We start from the raw sequence: 19,239 nt of genomic DNA, 5'->3' as shown, positions 1-19,239 counted from the left end.
TAGGTTATTTGGTCTGGACTAAAATAAAAAAAGATCACTTGATGTGATCTTTTGGAGAGTTGAGAGGGCGCTTGATATAAAGGCTTAAGCGGGAATATTTTCTTCGGTTGTACGGTTCTTTTTCTCCCAAATACGTTCATGGAAAAAGAATGCGAAGGCTTGCACGGTTGGTTCTAATAAACTGAGGGTGACCGCCATCCATAAGTTACCTGTGACAAAATAAGCCACAATCATGGCCACGGTTATGTGCATGATGTAATAGCTTAGGGTTTTTTTGAATATGCGCTGATTGTTTGCTACAAATTTCTGAATGTTCGCCATGATAAATACCCTCTCAATAATGTCTTTCATTTGTAAATAGTAATTATTATCATTAATAAAGTCAAAATGAAATTTTAATTGCTCGTGATTGGGTTTTTGAATGCGAGGCGATGCAGTCGATTGTTTGGAATGTTTGACTTGAGAAAACAAGCTTCTGTAGATTTTACTCTTTTGTCTAGGAATAGGTCGCTGTCCTTCTCTTCAGATAAACGGAGGGAGCTTCAAAAAGCATCAGCCTAAATAGAGGAGATAAACCTTGTATGGCTGAGCTAGGAAATATACTGCGAGGTCTACAATAGGTTGATAAATAGGCGTATAACGCTTGGATTAAAACCAGCAGTGAGGGCTTGCAATTAAAGGGATTGAAACAAAGAGGTATGAATTTAAAATAATTCCAAAAAGTTTTTAAATTAATAAAAATGATAAATTAGATTTATGTGAAATCGTCGTTATAATCGATTTTAATGAAAGAATTACCCAGTCCAGTGGAGTCAATCGACATGGCAGGCGAAAACCAACAAGCAAAAACATTGTATGACAAATTGTGGGATGACCACTTAGTAAAACAACGTGACGATGGCTCGGCTTTACTCTATATCGACCGTCATTTATTACATGAAGTGACTTCCCCGCAAGCCTTTGAAGGTTTACAACTAGCGGGTCGTAAACCATGGCGTTTAAGTGCGAATGTGGCAACCCCCGATCATAATGTTCCCACATCGACCAAAGAGCGTTCAGAAGGAATTGCAGGTATTGAAGATGATACTTCACGTATCCAAGTTCAAACCTTAGATGACAACTGTAAAGCCTTTAATGTGGTGCAGTTTGACATTAATGATGTGCGTCAAGGCATTGCACATGTGGTGGGGCCCGAGCAAGGTTTGACTTTACCGGGCATGACGGTGGTCTGTGGAGATTCTCATACGGCAACACATGGTGCATTTGGCTGTTTAGCACACGGGATTGGTACATCTGAAGTGGAGCATGTATTGGCGACCCAATGCTTGGTTCAAAAGAAGATGAAAAACATGTTGGTACGTGTTGATGGTCAATTGGGTCAGGGCGTAACACCGAAAGACGTGGTTTTAGCCATTATCGGTAAAATTGGTACTGCAGGTGGTACAGGTCATGCCATCGAATTTGGTGGTCAAGTGTTCCGTGATATGTCGATCGAAGGTCGTATGACGGTGTGTAATATGGCAATCGAAGGTGGCGCACGTGTGGGTATGGTGGCTGTCGATGACAAAACCATTGCTTATGTCAAAGACCGTCCATATGCACCACAAGGCGCACAGTGGGATGCTGCGGTTGCGTATTGGAATACTTTACATTCGGATGCAGATGCACATTTTGACACTGTGGTTGTGTTGCAAGGTGAAGAGATTGAGCCACAAGTATCTTGGGGTACATCGCCTGAAATGGTGATTCCAGTGACTCAAGCTGTACCAACTTTGGAACAAGCCAAAGATGAAGTGCAACGCAATGATTGGACGCGTGCTTATAACTATATGGGTTTAACCGCAGGTCAGGCGTTGGCAGATATTCAGTTAGACCGTGTCTTTATTGGTTCATGTACCAACTCGCGCATTGAAGATATTCGTGCCGCAGCTGAAGTGGCTAAAGGCAAAAAAGTGGCAAGTACCATTAAACAAGCCATGGTGGTTCCAGGGTCTGGTTTAGTCAAAGCTCAAGCAGAAGCTGAAGGCTTAGACAAAGTTTTGATTGAAGCTGGCTTTGAATGGCGTGAGCCAGGTTGTTCAATGTGTTTAGCAATGAATGCAGACAAATTACAACCCGGTGAGCACTGTGCATCGACCTCTAACCGTAACTTCGAAGGTCGTCAGGGCAATGGCGGTCGTACGCATTTGGTGAGTCCAGCAATGGCAGCCGCAGCAGCGATTGCAGGTCACTTTGTCGATGTGCGTTCATTTTAATTCGGGCTTGGGAGCATAGACATGAAAAAATATACCGTTGAACAAGGTATCGTTGCACCTTTAGACCGTGCCAATGTCGATACAGACTTGATCATTCCAAAACAGTTTTTGAAATCCATTAAGCGCACGGGTTTTGGTGAAAACTTATTTGATGAATTGCGTTATTTAGATGAAGGTTTTTTGGGGCAAGACAATTCTAAACGTCCTAAAAACCCTGATTTTGCATTGAATCAGCCACGTTACCAAGGGGCGAGCATCTTAATTTCTCGTGCGAACTTTGGTTGTGGTTCAAGCCGCGAACATGCGCCGTGGGCATTGGAAGAATATGGTTTCCGTACCGTGATTGCACCCAGCTATGCCGACATTTTCTTTAATAATAGTTTCAAAAATGGCATGTTACCTGTGATTTTGTCTGAAGAAATTGTTGACCAACTTTTCAAAGAATGTGCAGCAACAGAAGGTTATCAGTTGACGATTGATTTGGACGCGCAAGAAGTGCGTACACCATTGGGAGAAGCCTTCACATTTGAAGTCGATCCGTTTCGTAAGCACTGTTTGTTAAATGGTTTGGATGATATCGGTTTAACTTTACAGGTTGCAGATGACATCAAAGCCTATGAAGAAAAGACCAAAGCATCACGTCCGTGGGTGTTTGCTGAAATTCATGCTTAATTGAAAATTCGATGCATCTAGTGCTTGGGTCCATCTCTTGTTAATATCGAGCAAAAGAATTTTAAACGTTTTGCTACTGGTAAAGGTTGGGCTTGAACAATGGTGACGAGTTACAGTCGTATCGCTCTACTGGCTTTGGTGGGAACATTAACTGCCTGCCAAAGCATGAATACGGCAAGCATAAAGCGGATTCAGGATACCCCAGCGAGTAAAAATAATGCGCAGCTTTACTGTACTGGTACAGTGAACTGCGAATTTGAACGATGGAATCAGATCAAAATTGTGAATGCCGACAATCATCGTGTCAGCCGTGAGGCCATTCGAGAGAAGGTCGTGCGTCTAAAACGAGATGATTTGAATGAAGTGAATGCCTTGTTTTTGTCAGTGCCAGCGGGGCAACATGAACTGGTGATTCGCTTCTATCCCGTTTCGGTCGATCGCGCTGAAACACTGCATGTGATTCATCGTTTTAAGCCTGCGGAACGTTACACCTTTAGAATGTTCCGTGCGCGCAGTCGACATCAGGGAAGCTTGTTGAATATGTCTGCACCTGATCCTTTGTGTGTCGATTTAAAGCAAAACCAAAGAACAATTCGTCGTTTTTGCAAACCTTACAATGTCTTAAATGGCTTGGGCGAGTTTGTAGAACAAAAACTTTAATCGTGTGAGTCAGAACTCACCAACAATGGAATATTTCATGTCTAAACATATTTTGATTTTGGCTGGTGACGGCATTGGTCCTGAAATTGTAAAAGCCGCAGAGCAGGTACTTACACGAGTCAATGATCAATTCAATTTAGGTTTAACGTGGGAACAGGGTCTACTCGGTGGGGCTGCCATTGATGCACACGGTTCACCTTATCCAGATGTGACCGCAGTACAAGCCAAAAATGCAGATGCGATTTTACTCGGTGCGGTGGGTGGTCCGAAGTGGGACAACATTGAGCGTTCGATTCGCCCAGAGCGTGGTTTGTTAAAAATTCGCAGTGAATTGAATTTATTCGCGAACTTACGTCCAGCCATCTTGTATCCGCAATTGGCAGATGCATCAAGCTTGAAGCCTGAAATTGTAGCGGGTCTTGATATTCTCATCGTTCGTGAATTAACTGGCGGGATTTACTTCGGTCAGCCACGTGGTATTCGTGAACTTGAGAATGGTGAAAAACAAGGTTTTAACACCGACGTTTATGCTGAGTCTGAAATTAAGCGTATTGCGAAAGTGGCTTTTGAAATGGCTGGTTTACGTGGCGGAAAAGTCTGTTCTGTTGATAAAGCCAATGTCCTTGAAGTGACGGAGCTTTGGAAGCAAACCGTAACGGCGATGAAAGAAGCTGACTATCCAAACATTAACTTGTCGCATATGTATGTCGATAATGCTGCAATGCAGTTGGTGCGCGCGCCTAAACAGTTTGACGTGATTGTGACAGGTAACTTATTTGGTGACATCTTGTCTGATGAAGCCGCGATGTTGACAGGCTCCATTGGGATGTTGCCATCTGCATCCTTAGATGAAAATTCAAAAGGGATGTATGAGCCATGCCATGGTTCGGCGCCCGATATCGCAGGACAAAATATTGCCAACCCATTAGCCACTATTCTTTCGGTAGCTATGATGTTGCGTTATACCTTCCGTGAAGAAGCTGCTGCTCAAGCGATTGAAGATGCAGTAGGCAATGTCCTAGATCAAGGCTTGCGTACCGCTGATATCATGTCTGAAGGCATGAGCAAAGTGGGTACTGCGGAAATGGGGCAGGCGGTTGTGGCTGCACTGAACTAAGCCAAAAATAATTTAAAAACGCAGCTAACCGCTGCGTTTTTTATGCCCAAAATTTAATAACCTTTACAGGCTTTACCTCGATATTGAATTGATTGCGCAATATTATCTTTTAACAAGAAGTGGACTTGGCACTCTAACTGAACATCATAAAATGGTGTATGTGTGGGAATAGGAATCGCACCGATATTGCTGTCGCTACGCATAGTGGGCATAGGGGTAGGAATTTGAATCCGCCTGACAATGGTGTAACTCAGTTGGTTTGGTGTTTGAATCGGCGCACCTAAGGTTTCATAACCGAGCTGACGTAAGTTGAGTTCGCGCCGAATGCTCGATACATCTTGGCCGATATATTGTTCTAAATAGTCGGGGAGCGCAATTTTAGCGGGTGAAACGACGGTCTGGTGTTGTGCTGGAGAGCTGCTACAAGCTTGAAGGAGTAGAAAGCAGATGGAACTAAAACAACTGACAATAAAGGGCTTCATGATCATCCCCTAAGCAGAGAAAGACCCTTTTAGTATTTTATATCTGAACGTTCGTTTGAGTATGTTTCGAGTAATTTGAGATAAACGGTATGTAGGCGACTCAACATAACGCAGCCGTTAACACGCTTTGCCGATGTAGTGAATAGATTCCACAAGATCATCATGCAGTCTGAACTCAATTTTACATTTCATTTCAATATTCAGGCTACCGCTGGAAGGTGTCGGAATGGGTGCACCCATACTGACACTGGTTCCAAGGTTGGGGGTTCCCATCGGAATAGGCATATTACGTAACAGAGTGTAGGTCAGTTTCTCTAGGGTATGTACAGGAGCACCGAGCACTTTATAGCCCATGCTATTGAGGTTGAGTTGATTTTGAACTTGATCTGACGATTGTCCGATATAGTGTTGTAAGGTTTGGTTGAGCTGAGTTTGGCTTGTTGTGGCGCAAGCAACACAGAGTATTGGGAACAGTAAAATTGCTCGCTTCATTGAAGTTGTCTTCATTATTGTTTTGGCATATTAGGTTGTTATCGCATTAAATTATAGTTTGATTGTTGGTTTAAATATAGTCGATTTATAACATTTAGTCTGAGCGCAGACATTAAAAAAGCCACTTAAAAAGTGGCTTTTTCGCTTCGCTAAAACTTAGCGCGCACGATAAGTGATACGACCCTTAGACAAATCATAAGGTGTCATTTCTACTTTAACACTGTCGCCAGTCAAAATGCGAATATAGTGTTTACGCATTTTACCAGAGATGTGAGCAATCACTTCATGACCGTTTTCTAAACGTACACGAAACATAGTATTAGGAAGCGTCTCGGTGACAACGCCTTCGAACTCGATGAGTTCCTCTTTATTGGCCATAGCCTACCTGAATGAATAAATTGGAAAGGCGCAAATTATAGTCAATTTTTTTGCATAAAACAAGGCGGAATGGGCGGTTGCCTGATCATCTGTCAGTAAAATAAGCGAACGAGCGGAATAAATATTTTCAACAAAAAAACTGTATAAGTTGTTGTCAGTTCGGTCAATCGCAGTTAATCTAATTTTAATGTTTTATGTATAAATGAAGAACATACAAGGAAGGTTCTAGCGTGGGTCAGCTAACGGATGCATCGGTTGTATTGCGATTAGGCTACCAAGCGATTCGTCGTTCAGGGTTGCCAACAGAAGAAATTTTAACAAAGGCTGGTGTTGCATTAAATCAGATGGAAACCAATGAGCGTACGCCTTTGAGCGCACAATACGCTTTTTGGGTGGCGGCAGAAGAGGTGAGTCGCGATCCAGACATCGGTCTACATTTGGGCGAAAATCTGCCTTTATACCGTGGTCAAGTGATTGAGCATTTGTTTATTTCATCCGAAAACTTTGGTGAGGGTTTGAAACGCGCTTTGGCTTATCAGCGATTGATCAGTGATGCCTTTCATGCCAAGTTGGTGGTTGAAGATGACCGGTGTTATTTGACCAATGGGGAACAACCGTGGGCTGAAAATTTGGTCAATCGACATTTTTCTGAATGTGCGATGTCCGGTATTTTACGGTTCTTTAAATTTATTACTGAAGGGCGCTTTGAACCGATCTATATTGATTTTAACTTCAGTAAAGGCGCGTTTGATGATGAGTATTTCCGCGTATATGAGTGCCCTGTCAGTCTAGGGCAAAAAGAAACCCGCCTATATTTTGACCCAAGTATTTTAACTTATCCGTTGTGGCAGGCGGAACCTGAATTATTACAACTGCATGAGCAGTTAGCGATTGAAAAACTTCAAGAATTAGCCCGTTATGATTTGGTGGGTGAAGTACGTCGCGCTATAGGTTCAACTTTAGAAAGTGGCGAAACCACACTTGAAACAGTGGCTTCACAACTCAGTATTACCCCAAGGCGTTTACGGACACAGCTGAGTGAGGCGAATACCAGCTTCCAGCAAATTTTGTCCGATTATCGCTGCCGTTTGGCGAAAAAACTTTTGGCCAATACAGCTGAAAGTGTAGAGCGTATTGTTTATTTGACTGGATTTTCTGAGCCAAGTACCTTTTATCGTGCGTTTAAACGCTGGACCAATGAAACCCCTGTTGAATATCGCAAGCGTAAGCAGCGTTAAGAAATCCCTCCTAACCTCCCTTTATAAAAGGGAGGAATTTCTCCCCTCCTTTGAAAAAGCTGGCTAGGGGGAGGATTCAAAAATAAATTATTCAGGCATATTTAGCCAGTGCGGCCCAAGCGGCTGCTTTGGTAGCTCAAACTGCGCTGGATAGTCGGCATGAATGAAATATAGCCCATCAGGAGGAGCTGTAATGCCTGCGGCTTTGCGGTCTTCTGCTGCGAAAATCGTCTCAATATGCTCGACTTCATACAGACCTTGACCAATTTCCAGTAAGCAGCCCATGATATTGCGGACCATATGGTGTAAGAAGCCATCGGCCTGAATGTCGAGGACCAAATATGGACCATGTTGAATCAAGCGACAATGGCTGACATGGCGCACAGGTTGATTGGATTGACATGCGGCTGCGCGGAAGCTTTCAAAGTTATGCGTGCCTTCAAACTTTTGCGCGGCTTGCATCATCTTCGCCACATCTAGCGCATAATAAGCGTGTGTGACTTGTTTATGCATAAGAGCAGGACGTTGCGGGTGGTTATAAACGACATAGCGATAACGACGTGCCTGCGCTTTGAAGCGTGCATGAAAGTCTTGATCCATCGCTTTGATCCACTGGATCGAGATATCTTTTGGCAGTTGGCTGTTGCTACCCATCAACCAACCGCGCTCTGAACGAAGTGCCGAGCTATCAAAATGCGCCACCATATTGGTGGCATGGACGCCCGCATCGGTACGACCTGCACCATGTAAGCTAATCGGTTCATTGGCAATTTTAGAGAGTACTTTTTCAATCGTCTCTTGTACGCTGATCACACCTGTTTGCTGGGTTTGCCAACCACGATAGTGTGTTCCACAAAACTCAATGCCGATCGCAAAACGTTGCATATGTACCTCAAATTAACCCAAATCATACCAATGGCTGAAGCGTGCTTCAGCGGTGGGGTATTGTAAATACATTTTGAGGGCTTTGGCATACAGATCTGCATGCCCGAGGCAATCACTGACAATTATTTTGGCTTGGGTTGTCCACGCGGCAACGGCATAGCGCTGATCCGTACGCCCGAAAGGGACTTGGGTACTTAAGATAACAACACAGCCTTGTGCGTAAAATTCATCGAAAAGTGCTATCAACTCGGCATTCACAGCTAAATTACCCGTTCCAAAACCTTGCAAAATGAGGAAATGAGGCGGTGCGGGGAGTAGATTTCTCAAGTTTTGTACTTGCTGCACCAAGGCAACAGGCTGCATCATCAGATTGAGGCAATTGAACAGGTGGGACTGTTCTACATCACCTGTTTGTACTATCTGCGTTTTAAAGCTATGTGGAATCGTCTGTTCAGCCATGACGCCTGTAAAAGCATCTAGTTCAGTAGTATGTCGTTTTAGCGCAGTTTGCGCATGCAATACCTGTTGATGAAAAGCCAGATACACGCCGACAGGATGTTTCATCACCGCATCTAAGGCAAAATTCAAATTACTGATCGCATCGCTAAATTCACGCGTATCTGTGCCTTGTACATTAAGTAATGGATATTGGCTACCTGTGAAAACCACACGTGCGGAATCTGCAATAAAGTGTGCCGCGACAGCACTGGCATAGCTTAAGGTATCTGTGCCATGAATCACGACAAAATGCTGGAATTGTTGCAGTTGCAATTGTTGAATCTGCTGAATCAGCAATAACCAGTCTGCAGCCGTACAGGCGCTACTGTCTTTAATGACAGGTGCAATAAAACATTCAATGTCGAGATGAATCGGCAAGACATGTGTGAGCTTGGGAATAAAGTCTTTGGCAGGCATTGGTTGTAAGGGTTCGCCAATACAGCCAAAGGTTCCACCCATATAGATAAGCGCAATTTTTTTCATTATAAAAAAAGCAGTCGGTGATGACTGCTTTAGTTTAAAACGAAATGGCTTAGGATGCTATGCGACTCATCAACTGTTCGACTTGCTGACGTTGTTCCGTAGAGTAATTTGGTTCTTGTTCAACCAAAATTTCACGTGCAGCTTCGAAAGCGCCAAGTTGAATGTATTGCTCAGCCAATTCAAGGTTTAAGTGTATTTCATTGATTTCGCTCAGTTGAGGGAAAGACTGTACCAGAGGATCGCTTTGATCCACCGTATTGGCAGGTGCAGTAGACTCTAGACTAAAACTGAGGTTTGGCGTAACAACTGCTGGTGTTTCTTCTACTATCGCTTCGCTTGGACTAACCGTATCGAAAGAAAAAGCAGGGATGTCTTTTGCCGCTTCAGCCGTGGATTTGCTTGAAAAATCAAATGTAAATTCAGGACGCTCATCTTCAGCAAGCGGCGAAATTTCTGCTTCTGGCGCTGTTGTAGGCGCTGTGTCGAGATTGAATGAGAAATCTAAAGGTTGGATGTCGGCTGCAGCAGTTTCTGCTGGTTGAGCAGGTGTGCTTTCTAAAGAGAGTGAACCGAAATCGAGCGGTTTAAGTTCTTCAGCAGGTTTGGCTGGTTCTGCTGTTGGTGTATTTAAACTAGAGATATCAAAATCTAAGCTTTGAACTTCGATGCTCGGTTCAGGTTGAGCCGTTGTTGTAGTGGTAAATGCTGAGGTATCAAAATCAAGCGGTTTAATGTCTTGAACAGGTTCAACAACAGAAGCCTGCACAGGAGCGGGCGCAGGATTATTTGATGACATCAGGGCATCGAAGTCAGCAGTATTGATGGTTTCTATTGATTTAGGTGTTGATGGAACAACTCCTATTGATTTTGATTCAAGTGTGTCGCGGCTATTTTGATGTAATTGGTCGTAATCCGATATTTTGGCTTCTGCTTGCGCCAAAATATCATCCAGTTCTAAAGAACGTAAATGATTCAGCAATTGGCTGATGGCAAACTCATCTTTTTGGAGTAAGTGAATATCGAGCAGCAGTAAATATAATTCGTGTTGTGAATTGTCTTTATTTAGGGCTTGGTTGATTTGTGCTTCAGCTGAGAAGAAATTGCGGTCGCGAATTTGACCTTCAATTTTATTCCGTAGATCTGTGGCGAGTGGTGTCGTGGCTTTTTTAGCAATAACATCCTCAACGACTTGAGTTTGTTGTGGGGATTTTTTAGACGAACTGGTTTTTTTGGCTTTGTTTTTTGCAGCAACTGCTTTTTGAGTTTTTGGTTCTGCTTCTTTACTCGCCTCACGCTTTTTTAAGACTATGGCAACAACCAATAGTAAGATAAATGGAATCACATAAATAAGCATGTTTTACCCCTTTTGAACTTGTCTTTGTGCAAGTTCATCCAAAATCAAATAATCAAAATAACACTTTAGTGTGTTGGCTTTTTCTCAGTTTGTTGTGCTTTCAATTGTTGTTGCAATTGTGCAAGACGAGCATTTAGTAATTGAATTCTCTGATCTTTCTGATTAAGTACCACTTCTAATTGTGTTACGTTTCTCTGTAATTTAACGGTTTTTTCACGGGATGTCATAACTTTTAATGACAACTCATTTGATGTTTGATTCTTTTCTGTCGACTTCTTTGCAGAACCGTGGCTTGAATCTTGCTCTTTCTCCGCAACCAAACTCATCTCGGCTTGATTGAGGCGGTATTTCGCCTTGCCAGATTGCTGTGAGCTTTGTTTTGGAAGTGATGAAACGGAGACTTTTTGTTCTGATTTGGCTGTTTGCAGACCCGTTAAATTGAGGTTTGCACCACGACGTAAGCGGTTTACGTCGCCTTGAATAAAGGCATGTTCATTCTTGGCTTTAATTTGTTGCATGACTTCACTGACAGGACGGTTTTCTTCAGCGGCAATACGCGATGCAATGCCCCATAGAGATTCATTCGACCGAACTACATGGGCACTTTGAGGTGTGGCTTGGCGTGCAGTAGTTGCAGGGGCAGCAGGTGTTGTTTTTGCTGTTGATGGAGTAGCTTGAGGGTTAGCCTGTGCTGAAATTGGCGCATCTGATTTTTGAACTGAATCGGCGTACTTTTGCACCAACGGATCTGCCGATTTTTTCGCTGGCGTAATCGGTTCAACACGTGGAGTTGATGTTTGAGCAGCTGCTGCAATTTGCGTAGAGGCTACTGAAATAACTTGCGTTGGCGCTGTAATAGCGGTCGCACTCATGCTTGGTGGGGTATGGTTATTGAGTTTAAGGGGGGTTGTGTTTGTCGTTGGCGCAGCTGTTGTTTTTAAGCTATTGAATTGTGTGCTGACAGGTAAGTTCAGCGCAATATCTTTTTCGTTGACAATCACCACTGGTTTTAACGCTTTTTCATTATTATTTGTACGAGCTTGAAGTGCTGCCGAGCGTTTATTGGCTGTTTTAATATGTTGTAGCCGTGCCGCATTGCCTTCTTTGATTTTGACGATAATGTTCAGTTCCGCTTCAGTTAAAGGGCGTGAAGAGGTAATCGTAATCACACCTGTACTGGCGCTGGTACGACGGGTAAAAAAGTTCAGATTACTGGGCGGTTGATGCATGACGCCAAGAGACATCAAATCTTCTGCGCTGGCTAGACTGGCTTGAATCGGAGCATTCGGATCGGCATCGTGAAAGTTCAATTCTGCATACAACAGTTCCCCAGGTGCAGACTGAATTTGAATAGGATCAACAATGATCGCATTCACATTTTGAGAAGCAATAATGGCTAAAATGGCTATCTTTAATTTGTTATTTACGGTCATCTTAATCTTTAGCTCGGTCACAGATCGCAAAGCGAAAATTATAGATTAGCGAGTTGTGTGTTATTTGTAAAACGTTAACATTGAGGTTACAAAAAAAAGCCGATCAAGTGTGATCGGCTTAATACTTTAGCGGGTAAATGCTTAAGTATTTTTGTAGTCAATCAGGATACGGAGCATACGACGTAAGGGTTCCGCAGCACCCCAAAGCAATTGATCACCGACAGTGAAAGCACCTAAGTACTCTTTGCCCATATTCAATTTGCGTAGACGACCAACAGGAACTGTTAATGTGCCTGTTACAGCCACAGGTGTTAAGTCCGTCATAGATGCTTCACGGGTATTTGGAACCACTTTTGCCCATTGGTTTGCGCTACGTAACATATCTTCGATTTCATCGAGAGGCACGTCTTTCTTGAGCTTTAATGTTAAAGCTTGAGAGTGACAACGCATCGCACCAATACGCACACAATGACCGTCAATCGGAACGATTTGCTGGTTGCCCAAAATCTTGTTGGTTTCAACTTGACCTTTCCATTCTTCTTTCGACTGACCGCTGTCTAATTGTTTGTCGATATAAGGAATGAGTGAGCCTGCTAATGGCACGCCAAAGTTTGCTGAAGGGAAACCTTCGCCACGTTGTAATTCCGCAATTTTAGAGTCGATATCTAGAATTGGAGAGCGTGGGTCATCTAACAAATCTTTGGTGTTGTTGTACAAATAGCCCATACCAGAGATCAGTTCACGCATATTTTGCGCACCAGCACCCGATGCTGCTTGATAAGTCATCGAGGTTGCCCATTCCACTAAATTGTTTTGGAATAAACCACCTAAGCCCATCAGCATCAGTGAAACTGTACAGTTACCGCCCACGAATGTTTTGGTACCGTTCACTAAACCATCTTTAATCACGTTCATGTTGACAGGGTCAAGCACGATGATGGCTTCATCTTCCATACGAAGTGTAGATGCCGCATCAATCCAATAGCCTGTCCAGTTTTCCGCTTTAAGCTTCGGGAAAACTTCTGAGGTATAGTCGCCACCTTGGCAGGTAATAATGACATCCATTTGCTTCAGACTGTTAATGTCTGATGCATCCATAAGTGCTGGGGCAGTTTTACCGCCAAACGCAGGCGCTTCACCGCCTGCATTACTGGTAGAGAAATAAAATGGCTCAAAATGAGCAAAATCATTCTCTTCAACCATACGTTGCATAAGGACGGAACCAACCATCCCGCGCCAACCGACCAGACCTACTTTCATGTCACTTTGCCTCGGTGCATTAAAAATTAAAAGGGGGATTCGAGTGTATCAAAAGAGCGCTTAACTGCAAGCACTACACAATGAAAACAGCAATTATATTGTGCAATATATCTTGTTTATGTTACATGCAAAATTGATATTAATTTATGAATCTACAAAAAATTAAGAATATAAGAGTGGGTATCTATGATCTGGGTTGAGTTGCTGGCATGTGTTGTGATTTGGTTAAGCTTCTGGTCTCTGATTCCACGAGATGAATGGTGGTTTCGAGGCGCAGATTTTCCACGCTTACAGATTTTGGCATTGGGATTGATTGCATTTATCTTAATGTTGCTTTGGGATGCGCCTTGGGATTGGGTGCGTGAAGTGATTTTGCTGGGGTTAATTGCGGCAGTGGCGTACCAACTCAAAATGGTGTTGCCTTATACCTTTGTATGGAAAAAGCAGGTCAAAACCGTTGCCAAAACAGAGTTACAGCCAGAACGTCAGATTTCTTTAATTGTGTCGAATGTACTAACACCCAATACTCAATATCACTTATTACTGCAACAGATTCGTCAGCATCAACCGGATTTGATTTTGACTTTAGAGTCGGATGCACATTGGCAACAAGCCTTGAGTGAGCTGGAAGATGACTATCCCTATCGGGTTGCAGTGCCTTTGGATAATTTGTATGGCATGCATTTGTACACTCGTTTAGCGCTTGAAAATATTGACGTTAAGTTTATTTTGAGCGATGAAATTCCTTCGATACATGCCACGGTCATTTTAAGGTCAGGGCAGCCAGTACAACTGTACTGCTTACACCCGAAACCGCCAAGTCCGACCGAAGCCAAAGACTCTACTTTACGTGATGCTGAATTATTGATAGTTGGTGATCAGATTAAAGATTTGGATGAGAGCTGCATTGTGATGGGGGATTTGAATGACGTGGCGTGGTCGCGCACGACACGACTTTTTCAACGGATTAGTGGACTGCTAGACCCCCGAGTCGGAAGACATTTTGTCAATACTTTTCATGCAGACTATCCCTTACTGCGTTGGTCACTGGATCATGTCTTTCATAGTTCAGATTTCGCTTTAGTCCATATGCAGCGTTTAGCTCACATTGGTTCAGACCATTTCCCTGTATATGTGGTGCTGCAAACAGGTCGGGTGTTTGAACAGGTGCAAGAAGAGCTTGAACAAACTGAAGATGATGAGCAAGAAGCACAGGCTGCAATTCAAGAGGGGATTGAGAAAGCTGAACGAGAAGGTAAGCAGGTGACAGATAAAATTGCCAAAGATTACCAGTAAACATACGGGGTGCTCGGATTTCATCAGTGTAGGATATGGCTTACAGGGATTTGGGAATCTGACGAATGGTTAGTCATTTGGTATGCCCGTATTCTAGTCTCATCAGCAGATGGAGCGGGAATGGATTATCCCAGTATGGAAGTTGAAGCTGATGGAAATCATCATGGATATGATGTAGGTATGGAATGCCACCGAATAAAACAAGAATAACGTTGAAAGCACAACCTCATGTACCCGAGTTTTGCAGGACGCAGAACTCGGGTTCTACTTTTTAAGCAGCTCTTTTTTTGTTAAGAATAAATCTTGTCATAGCCTGCAGGGCGAGTTTTAAAGCGACGGTGGAACCACATATATTGAGTTGGAGCAATACGGAGTTGATTTTCAATAATTTGATTCACTCGTGTCGCATCATCGACTTCATCTTCACTGGGTAAGTTTTCCACCGCAGGTTCAATCAACACTTTGTATTGTGGGTTTTTAATATCCCCATCACGATAAAAATACAGAGGAATGGCTGCGGCTTTGGTCATTTTCAATAAACGACGGTGTGCTGTAACTGTCGCTGCGGGAACGCCAAAAAATGGCGCCATAACACCTTGTTTTAAGCCAAAGTCTTGATCTGGACTATACCAAATGGCATGGCCATTTTTTAAGTTGCGGACCAAACCACGCATGTCATCATGATCAATTTGATGTGCATAAATGGTGGCGCGGCAGCGGTAGATGAGCATATCCAGCAGTGGATTATTTTGTGGGCGATACACCACATCTGGTTCAAAATACTGCGCGCATAGATAACCACCCGCATCGAGCAAAGTAGAGTGGGTTCCTAAAAGCAGTGCGCCTTTACCTTCTGCTTGTGCTTTTTGAATATATTCTAAACCTTCAATACTGACACGGCCAGTAAACCACTTTGGGCTATACCACGCATTCAGCGTTTCAAATACGCCCAGCATTTGATCGACAAAAACTAAACGGGCATTTTCAAGGACTTCTTGGGCCGACCATTCAGGGAAACACACCTCCAGATTACGAACGGTGGTTTTACGTCGCGACTTCAAATATTTAAAGCTGAGGTTACCTAAGAGGGTTGCCAGTCGGTGTTGAATTGCCCATGGAAGAATCGCCAATATCATGAGAAAGACGATACCAATCCAAACGCCCCAATATTTGGGATGCAGAAAAGACCACTGAAATTCACCGGGTTGATAGTCTGGCTTCGAACTCATAAATTGTAATAAAGGCTGAAAAAAGAATGTTTCGAGTTTAGCATGAAGCGAGTTTTAAAGGATGAAATGAAGTTGCCTTCCAAACAGCTCATATGCTTTTAGCATTATTTCCTTTGCTATTTTATGTTGAAAGTAAATTTTATAAGGTCTATTTTAGTTTTTGACTTGCTCAAATGTTGTTTACTCTCAAAGCTATATATTAAGATATTTCTTTAACTCTATATCTTAATATAATAGATGGCATATCTTTGATTTCTTCTTAATCCTTTGTAAAAAATGTTAGTGTAGAATGGTGAATTTAGAAAATATCTTACTTGCTACAATGTAAGAAACTTCAACAGATGAATACCAAAAGCAATTTGTTGATATAAAGTGTGATGATCAATATTATTATTTATATAAGCATTTAAGCTTTGATCCAAATCTATATGTCCTCAATTTATTTAGAAAACTTCAACTTAAATTTACACATCCAGACAGTTTTAATGATCCTTATGACTGCTTGGCATCGATAGAATTTGATGACATCCAGCAATCGAATCATGAAGAATTACAAAAACGGTTTTCTAAAAGCATTAAGTCTAATTTATCTGTAACTTGTTTTAATAATAATCCTTTGAATATGTTGATGTGGTCGCATTATGCCCAAAGTCACACAGGTTTTTTAGTTGAATTTAAGATTCCACATCCGACCATAGAGTGAGTACATACAGCGTTTAATGTGCAACCAGTGAAATACCAAAACGAATTTCCTAAACTGTCATTAGCAATGTTAAATCCGTCTAATTTTTTTGATGATGCTAAAGTAATGCTAGATTTTGTAACAAATCAATATTTAGTAAAATCCAAAGATTGGCAATATGAAAATGAATTCAGAACACTAGCTCATGATTATGACCCTAATAACTTTAATTCACTATTAAAAATAATACCTCCTGAATATATTTCATCTGTGATTTTAGGAGCAAAATTAGAGGAAGAAGATCTAAATAAGAAGGAAATAATAGCTGCGATTTCATTTTTCAATAAAGAGTTCAAACAAGATGTAAAAGTTTATCAAGCATCATTGAAACTAAATAGTTTTAGAATAGTTGTAAAAGATCATCCGATATTAGACAGAAAAATAAAAACATTGAAAGACTTTCTATTCCCTACTATGGGTTTATTAAAATGAATCATAGCTGATATAAATCTGTTCTTAAAAAATAATACATTGCCATAAAAAACTCCGCATCGTGCGGAGTTTTTTATGGAGCTCATGAAAAATTATTTGGTTAAATTTTCCAGTTCTTCCCAACGTTCCAGTTTTTCAAGCAACAGTTCATCAATTTCAGTCAAACGATTTGACAACGTCATGGCTTTGTCGGCATCTGATATAAATAATGAACCATCTGCGAGTAATGCATTGATTTCAGCTTGCTCTTTCTCCAGCGCTTCCATTTCGGCAGGTAGTTGTTCTAGCGCACGCTGATCTTTATAGCTTAATTTAGCTTTTTTAGGCGCAGCATCTGCTTTTGCAAGTGCTTTTTTCACATCACTTTTTTGATCGACGACTTTGTCATCTGGACGCTGTTCAAGATAATCTTGATAACCACCGATGTACTCATCGATATGACCTTTACCATCAAACACCCAAGTCGATGTGACGACATTGTCCATAAAGGCACGGTCATGCGAGATCAACAACAATGTACCTTTGTAGCCACCGAGCATTTCTTCAAGAAGCTCTAAAGTCACCATATCTAAGTCATTGGTCGGCTCATCCATCACGATTAAGTTGGATGGCTTAAGCAATAATTTTGCCAGTAAGATACGGTTACGTTCACCACCTGACAAGGCTTTGACTGGGGTACGTGCACGTTCTGGTGAGAATAAGAAATCTTGTAAATAGCTGTAGATGTGGCGACGGTTACCATTGACATCGACAAAATCTGAACCTTCAGAGACGTTATCCTTCACCGATTTTTCAAGATCAAGTGCATTACGTAATTGGTCAAAATAAGCCACTTCAAGCTGTGTACCTGTTTTGACTGATCCGCCATGCTCAATCTCACCCAAAATAGCTTTGATGAGTGTAGTTTTACCGACACCGTTATCACCGACTAGGCCAATACGATCGCCACGAAGCACCAATGCAGAGAAGTCTTTGATAATAGGTTCTTGATTGCCAAAAGCCACACTGAGATGTTCAATATCGAAGACCAATTTACCTGAGCGATTAGCATCTTGCGTTGCCATGCTGACTTTGCCTTGCTGAGAGCGGCGCGCTTTTGATTGTTCACGTAATTCTTTTAGGGCACGAACACGACCTTCGTTACGGGTACGACGGGCTTTAATCCCTTGGCGAATCCATACTTCTTCTTCAGCTAAGCGCTTATCAAAAAGAGCATTTTGCTTTTCTTCTGCTTCCATCTGCATTGCTTTTAGTTCGAGGTAGCGTGAATAGTTACCCTCGTAACTGCGCAAAGTGCCACGGTCGAGCTCTACAATACGAGTTGCAATACTGTCAACAAATGAACGGTCATGCGAGATGAACAGTAAAGTTAAATTATTTTGATCGAGTAGAAATTTTTCTAACCATTCAATACTTTCAACGTCCAAATGGTTGGTTGGTTCGTCCAGTAATAGTACATCGGGTTGGGTGAGGAGTGCACGTGCAAGTAAGACACGGCGCTTACGTCCACCGGATAAATCGGCCAAATCGGCATCTGGGTCTAGGCCCATTTTACTTAAAATAGAATTGACTTTGGTTTCTAAAGCCCAGCCATCTAGCATATCCATTTTATGTTGCAAGTTACCCATGCGGTCACACGCTTCCATGTCTCCAAGTACACAAGCATCACTGGCTTCATGATAGGCTCTGAGTACATCCGCGGCTTCACCTGCGCCGTCCGCCACGATATCCGCCACTTTGCCTGAGTCCATCGGCACGTCTTGCGCTAACATCGAAATGGTGATGCCATTCTGTAGAGAAACTTCACCAGAATCGGGTAATAAACTTCCCTCGATCAGTTTAAGTAAAGTAGACTTACCTTCACCATTACGACCAATTAAACACACTCGTTCACCGCGCTCCAATGAAAAGTTCGCGCCGTCGAGCAAGGCAGGTCCACCAAACGCAAGTTGGACATCCCTTAAAGTAATATAGGCCATAATGTTTCCTGAAAAATCTCAAATGAGGACTTGAAGTGTCTAAACAACAAAATATTGATAATCAAGCGCCATTGTCCGCACCCATTGAAGATTTGCAAGTCCGAATTGCATTTTTAGATGATTTAGTTGAACAGCTCAATGAACAATTGGTGATTCAAGGACTGGAAATTGCTGATTTAAAAAAACAAATGCAAATTTTGTATCAACGTGTTGAATCTTCAGATTTGTCCGATGGAATTGCGACATTTGACCCGATGGCCGATCGTCCACCACATTATTAAGTTCATTTGCTGTCTTGGGCTAAAAAAATGCTGTGATGTGGGTTATAGATATTGCTGAGTCTTCTCTCTTTTT

At 42.3% G+C, this 19,239-nt stretch carries 19 protein-coding genes; 8 read left to right on the top strand and 11 right to left on the bottom strand.

What is annotated here, in order from left to right:
• Positions 1-84: 84 nt before the first annotated feature.
• Positions 85-321 carry a DUF2061 domain-containing protein gene (locus AC0KVP_RS14375; protein ID WP_004692541.1) on the bottom strand — a complete coding sequence of 79 codons (237 nt, stop codon included), beginning with the start codon at positions 319-321 and terminating at the stop codon, positions 85-87.
• 500 nt (positions 322-821) lie between these two features.
• Here AC0KVP_RS14375 and leuC point away from each other — a divergent pair, with 500 nt between their 5' ends.
• From leuC to leuB, 4 genes are all read left to right on the top strand, one after another.
• Positions 822-2,255, top strand: a complete 1,434-nt coding sequence (gene leuC / locus AC0KVP_RS14370; RefSeq protein WP_087011311.1) for a 3-isopropylmalate dehydratase large subunit — start codon at positions 822-824, stop codon at positions 2,253-2,255.
• Positions 2,256-2,276: 21 nt separating this feature from the next.
• The gene (gene leuD / locus AC0KVP_RS14365; protein ID WP_473337521.1) at positions 2,277-2,927 is read left to right on the top strand and encodes a 3-isopropylmalate dehydratase small subunit; all 651 of its coding nucleotides are present in this window, start codon (positions 2,277-2,279) and stop codon (positions 2,925-2,927) included.
• Positions 2,928-3,026: 99 nt separating this feature from the next.
• Positions 3,027-3,587 carry a hypothetical protein gene (locus AC0KVP_RS14360; protein ID WP_473337518.1) on the top strand — a complete coding sequence of 187 codons (561 nt, stop codon included), beginning with the start codon at positions 3,027-3,029 and terminating at the stop codon, positions 3,585-3,587.
• A 37-nt stretch (positions 3,588-3,624) separates the two neighbouring features.
• Positions 3,625-4,704, top strand: coding sequence for a 3-isopropylmalate dehydrogenase (gene leuB / locus AC0KVP_RS14355; protein WP_473337516.1), 1,080 nt, complete (start codon positions 3,625-3,627; stop codon positions 4,702-4,704).
• Between the two features lie 53 nt (positions 4,705-4,757).
• Here leuB and AC0KVP_RS14350 read toward each other — a convergent pair whose 3' ends face one another.
• The 3 genes from AC0KVP_RS14350 to infA form a co-directional block, all read right to left on the bottom strand.
• Positions 4,758-5,186, bottom strand: a complete 429-nt coding sequence (locus AC0KVP_RS14350) for a hypothetical protein (protein ID WP_473337512.1) — start codon at positions 5,184-5,186, stop codon at positions 4,758-4,760.
• Between the two features lie 117 nt (positions 5,187-5,303).
• Positions 5,304-5,678, bottom strand: a complete 375-nt coding sequence (locus tag AC0KVP_RS14345) for a hypothetical protein (RefSeq protein WP_473337510.1) — start codon at positions 5,676-5,678, stop codon at positions 5,304-5,306.
• A 156-nt stretch (positions 5,679-5,834) separates the two neighbouring features.
• Positions 5,835-6,056 (bottom strand): translation initiation factor IF-1, encoded by a 222-nt coding sequence (gene infA, locus AC0KVP_RS14340; protein ID WP_004692529.1) that lies wholly within the window; start codon positions 6,054-6,056, stop codon positions 5,835-5,837.
• 230 nt (positions 6,057-6,286) lie between these two features.
• On the opposite strand from infA, the gene AC0KVP_RS14335 reads away from it, so the two are divergent.
• Complete coding sequence (locus AC0KVP_RS14335) at positions 6,287-7,294, top strand: AraC family transcriptional regulator (RefSeq protein WP_473337508.1); 1,008 nt, start codon at positions 6,287-6,289, stop codon at positions 7,292-7,294.
• Positions 7,295-7,381: 87 nt separating this feature from the next.
• Here AC0KVP_RS14335 and truA read toward each other — a convergent pair whose 3' ends face one another.
• The 5 genes from truA to asd all read right to left on the bottom strand — a co-directional run bounded on the left by truA (position 7,382) and on the right by asd (position 13,207).
• Positions 7,382-8,179 carry a tRNA pseudouridine(38-40) synthase TruA gene (gene truA / locus AC0KVP_RS14330; protein WP_473337506.1) on the bottom strand — a complete coding sequence of 266 codons (798 nt, stop codon included), beginning with the start codon at positions 8,177-8,179 and terminating at the stop codon, positions 7,382-7,384.
• Positions 8,180-8,191: 12 nt separating this feature from the next.
• Positions 8,192-9,160 carry an asparaginase gene (locus tag AC0KVP_RS14325; RefSeq protein WP_473337504.1) on the bottom strand — a complete coding sequence of 323 codons (969 nt, stop codon included), beginning with the start codon at positions 9,158-9,160 and terminating at the stop codon, positions 8,192-8,194.
• 49 nt (positions 9,161-9,209) lie between these two features.
• Entirely contained in the window at positions 9,210-10,514 is a 1,305-nt protein-coding gene (locus tag AC0KVP_RS14320; protein ID WP_473337503.1) for a hypothetical protein, read from the bottom strand.
• 65 nt (positions 10,515-10,579) lie between these two features.
• Positions 10,580-11,947 (bottom strand): type IV pilus assembly protein FimV, encoded by a 1,368-nt coding sequence (locus tag AC0KVP_RS14315; protein ID WP_473337501.1) that lies wholly within the window; start codon positions 11,945-11,947, stop codon positions 10,580-10,582.
• A 141-nt stretch (positions 11,948-12,088) separates the two neighbouring features.
• Positions 12,089-13,207, bottom strand: a complete 1,119-nt coding sequence (gene asd / locus AC0KVP_RS14310; protein ID WP_004692521.1) for an aspartate-semialdehyde dehydrogenase — start codon at positions 13,205-13,207, stop codon at positions 12,089-12,091.
• A 186-nt stretch (positions 13,208-13,393) separates the two neighbouring features.
• Here asd and AC0KVP_RS14305 point away from each other — a divergent pair, with 186 nt between their 5' ends.
• Positions 13,394-14,503, top strand: a complete 1,110-nt coding sequence (locus AC0KVP_RS14305; RefSeq protein WP_473337499.1) for an endonuclease/exonuclease/phosphatase family protein — start codon at positions 13,394-13,396, stop codon at positions 14,501-14,503.
• Positions 14,504-14,793: 290 nt separating this feature from the next.
• On the opposite strand, the gene AC0KVP_RS14300 is transcribed toward AC0KVP_RS14305, so the two are convergent.
• Entirely contained in the window at positions 14,794-15,732 is a 939-nt protein-coding gene (locus tag AC0KVP_RS14300) for an LpxL/LpxP family acyltransferase (RefSeq protein ID WP_473337497.1), read from the bottom strand.
• A 730-nt stretch (positions 15,733-16,462) separates the two neighbouring features.
• Here AC0KVP_RS14300 and AC0KVP_RS14295 point away from each other — a divergent pair.
• The gene (locus tag AC0KVP_RS14295; protein WP_473337495.1) at positions 16,463-16,906 is read left to right on the top strand and encodes a hypothetical protein; all 444 of its coding nucleotides are present in this window, start codon (positions 16,463-16,465) and stop codon (positions 16,904-16,906) included.
• 92 nt (positions 16,907-16,998) lie between these two features.
• Here AC0KVP_RS14295 and AC0KVP_RS14290 read toward each other — a convergent pair whose 3' ends face one another.
• Positions 16,999-18,885, bottom strand: coding sequence for an ATP-binding cassette domain-containing protein (locus AC0KVP_RS14290; RefSeq protein WP_473337492.1), 1,887 nt, complete (start codon positions 18,883-18,885; stop codon positions 16,999-17,001).
• Positions 18,886-18,920: 35 nt separating this feature from the next.
• Between AC0KVP_RS14290 and AC0KVP_RS14285 the strand changes: the two genes are divergently transcribed.
• Positions 18,921-19,166: a SlyX family protein gene (locus tag AC0KVP_RS14285; protein ID WP_004692513.1), complete on the top strand. Its 246-nt coding sequence runs from the start codon at positions 18,921-18,923 to the stop codon at positions 19,164-19,166.
• The last annotated feature ends 73 nt before the right edge of the window (positions 19,167-19,239 follow it).

The sequence above is a fragment of the Acinetobacter sp. DL27 genome, from assembly GCF_055810995.1.
Note: the sequence above shows the minus strand (reverse complement) of the source record. Positions and strands in the feature narration are given on the sequence as shown.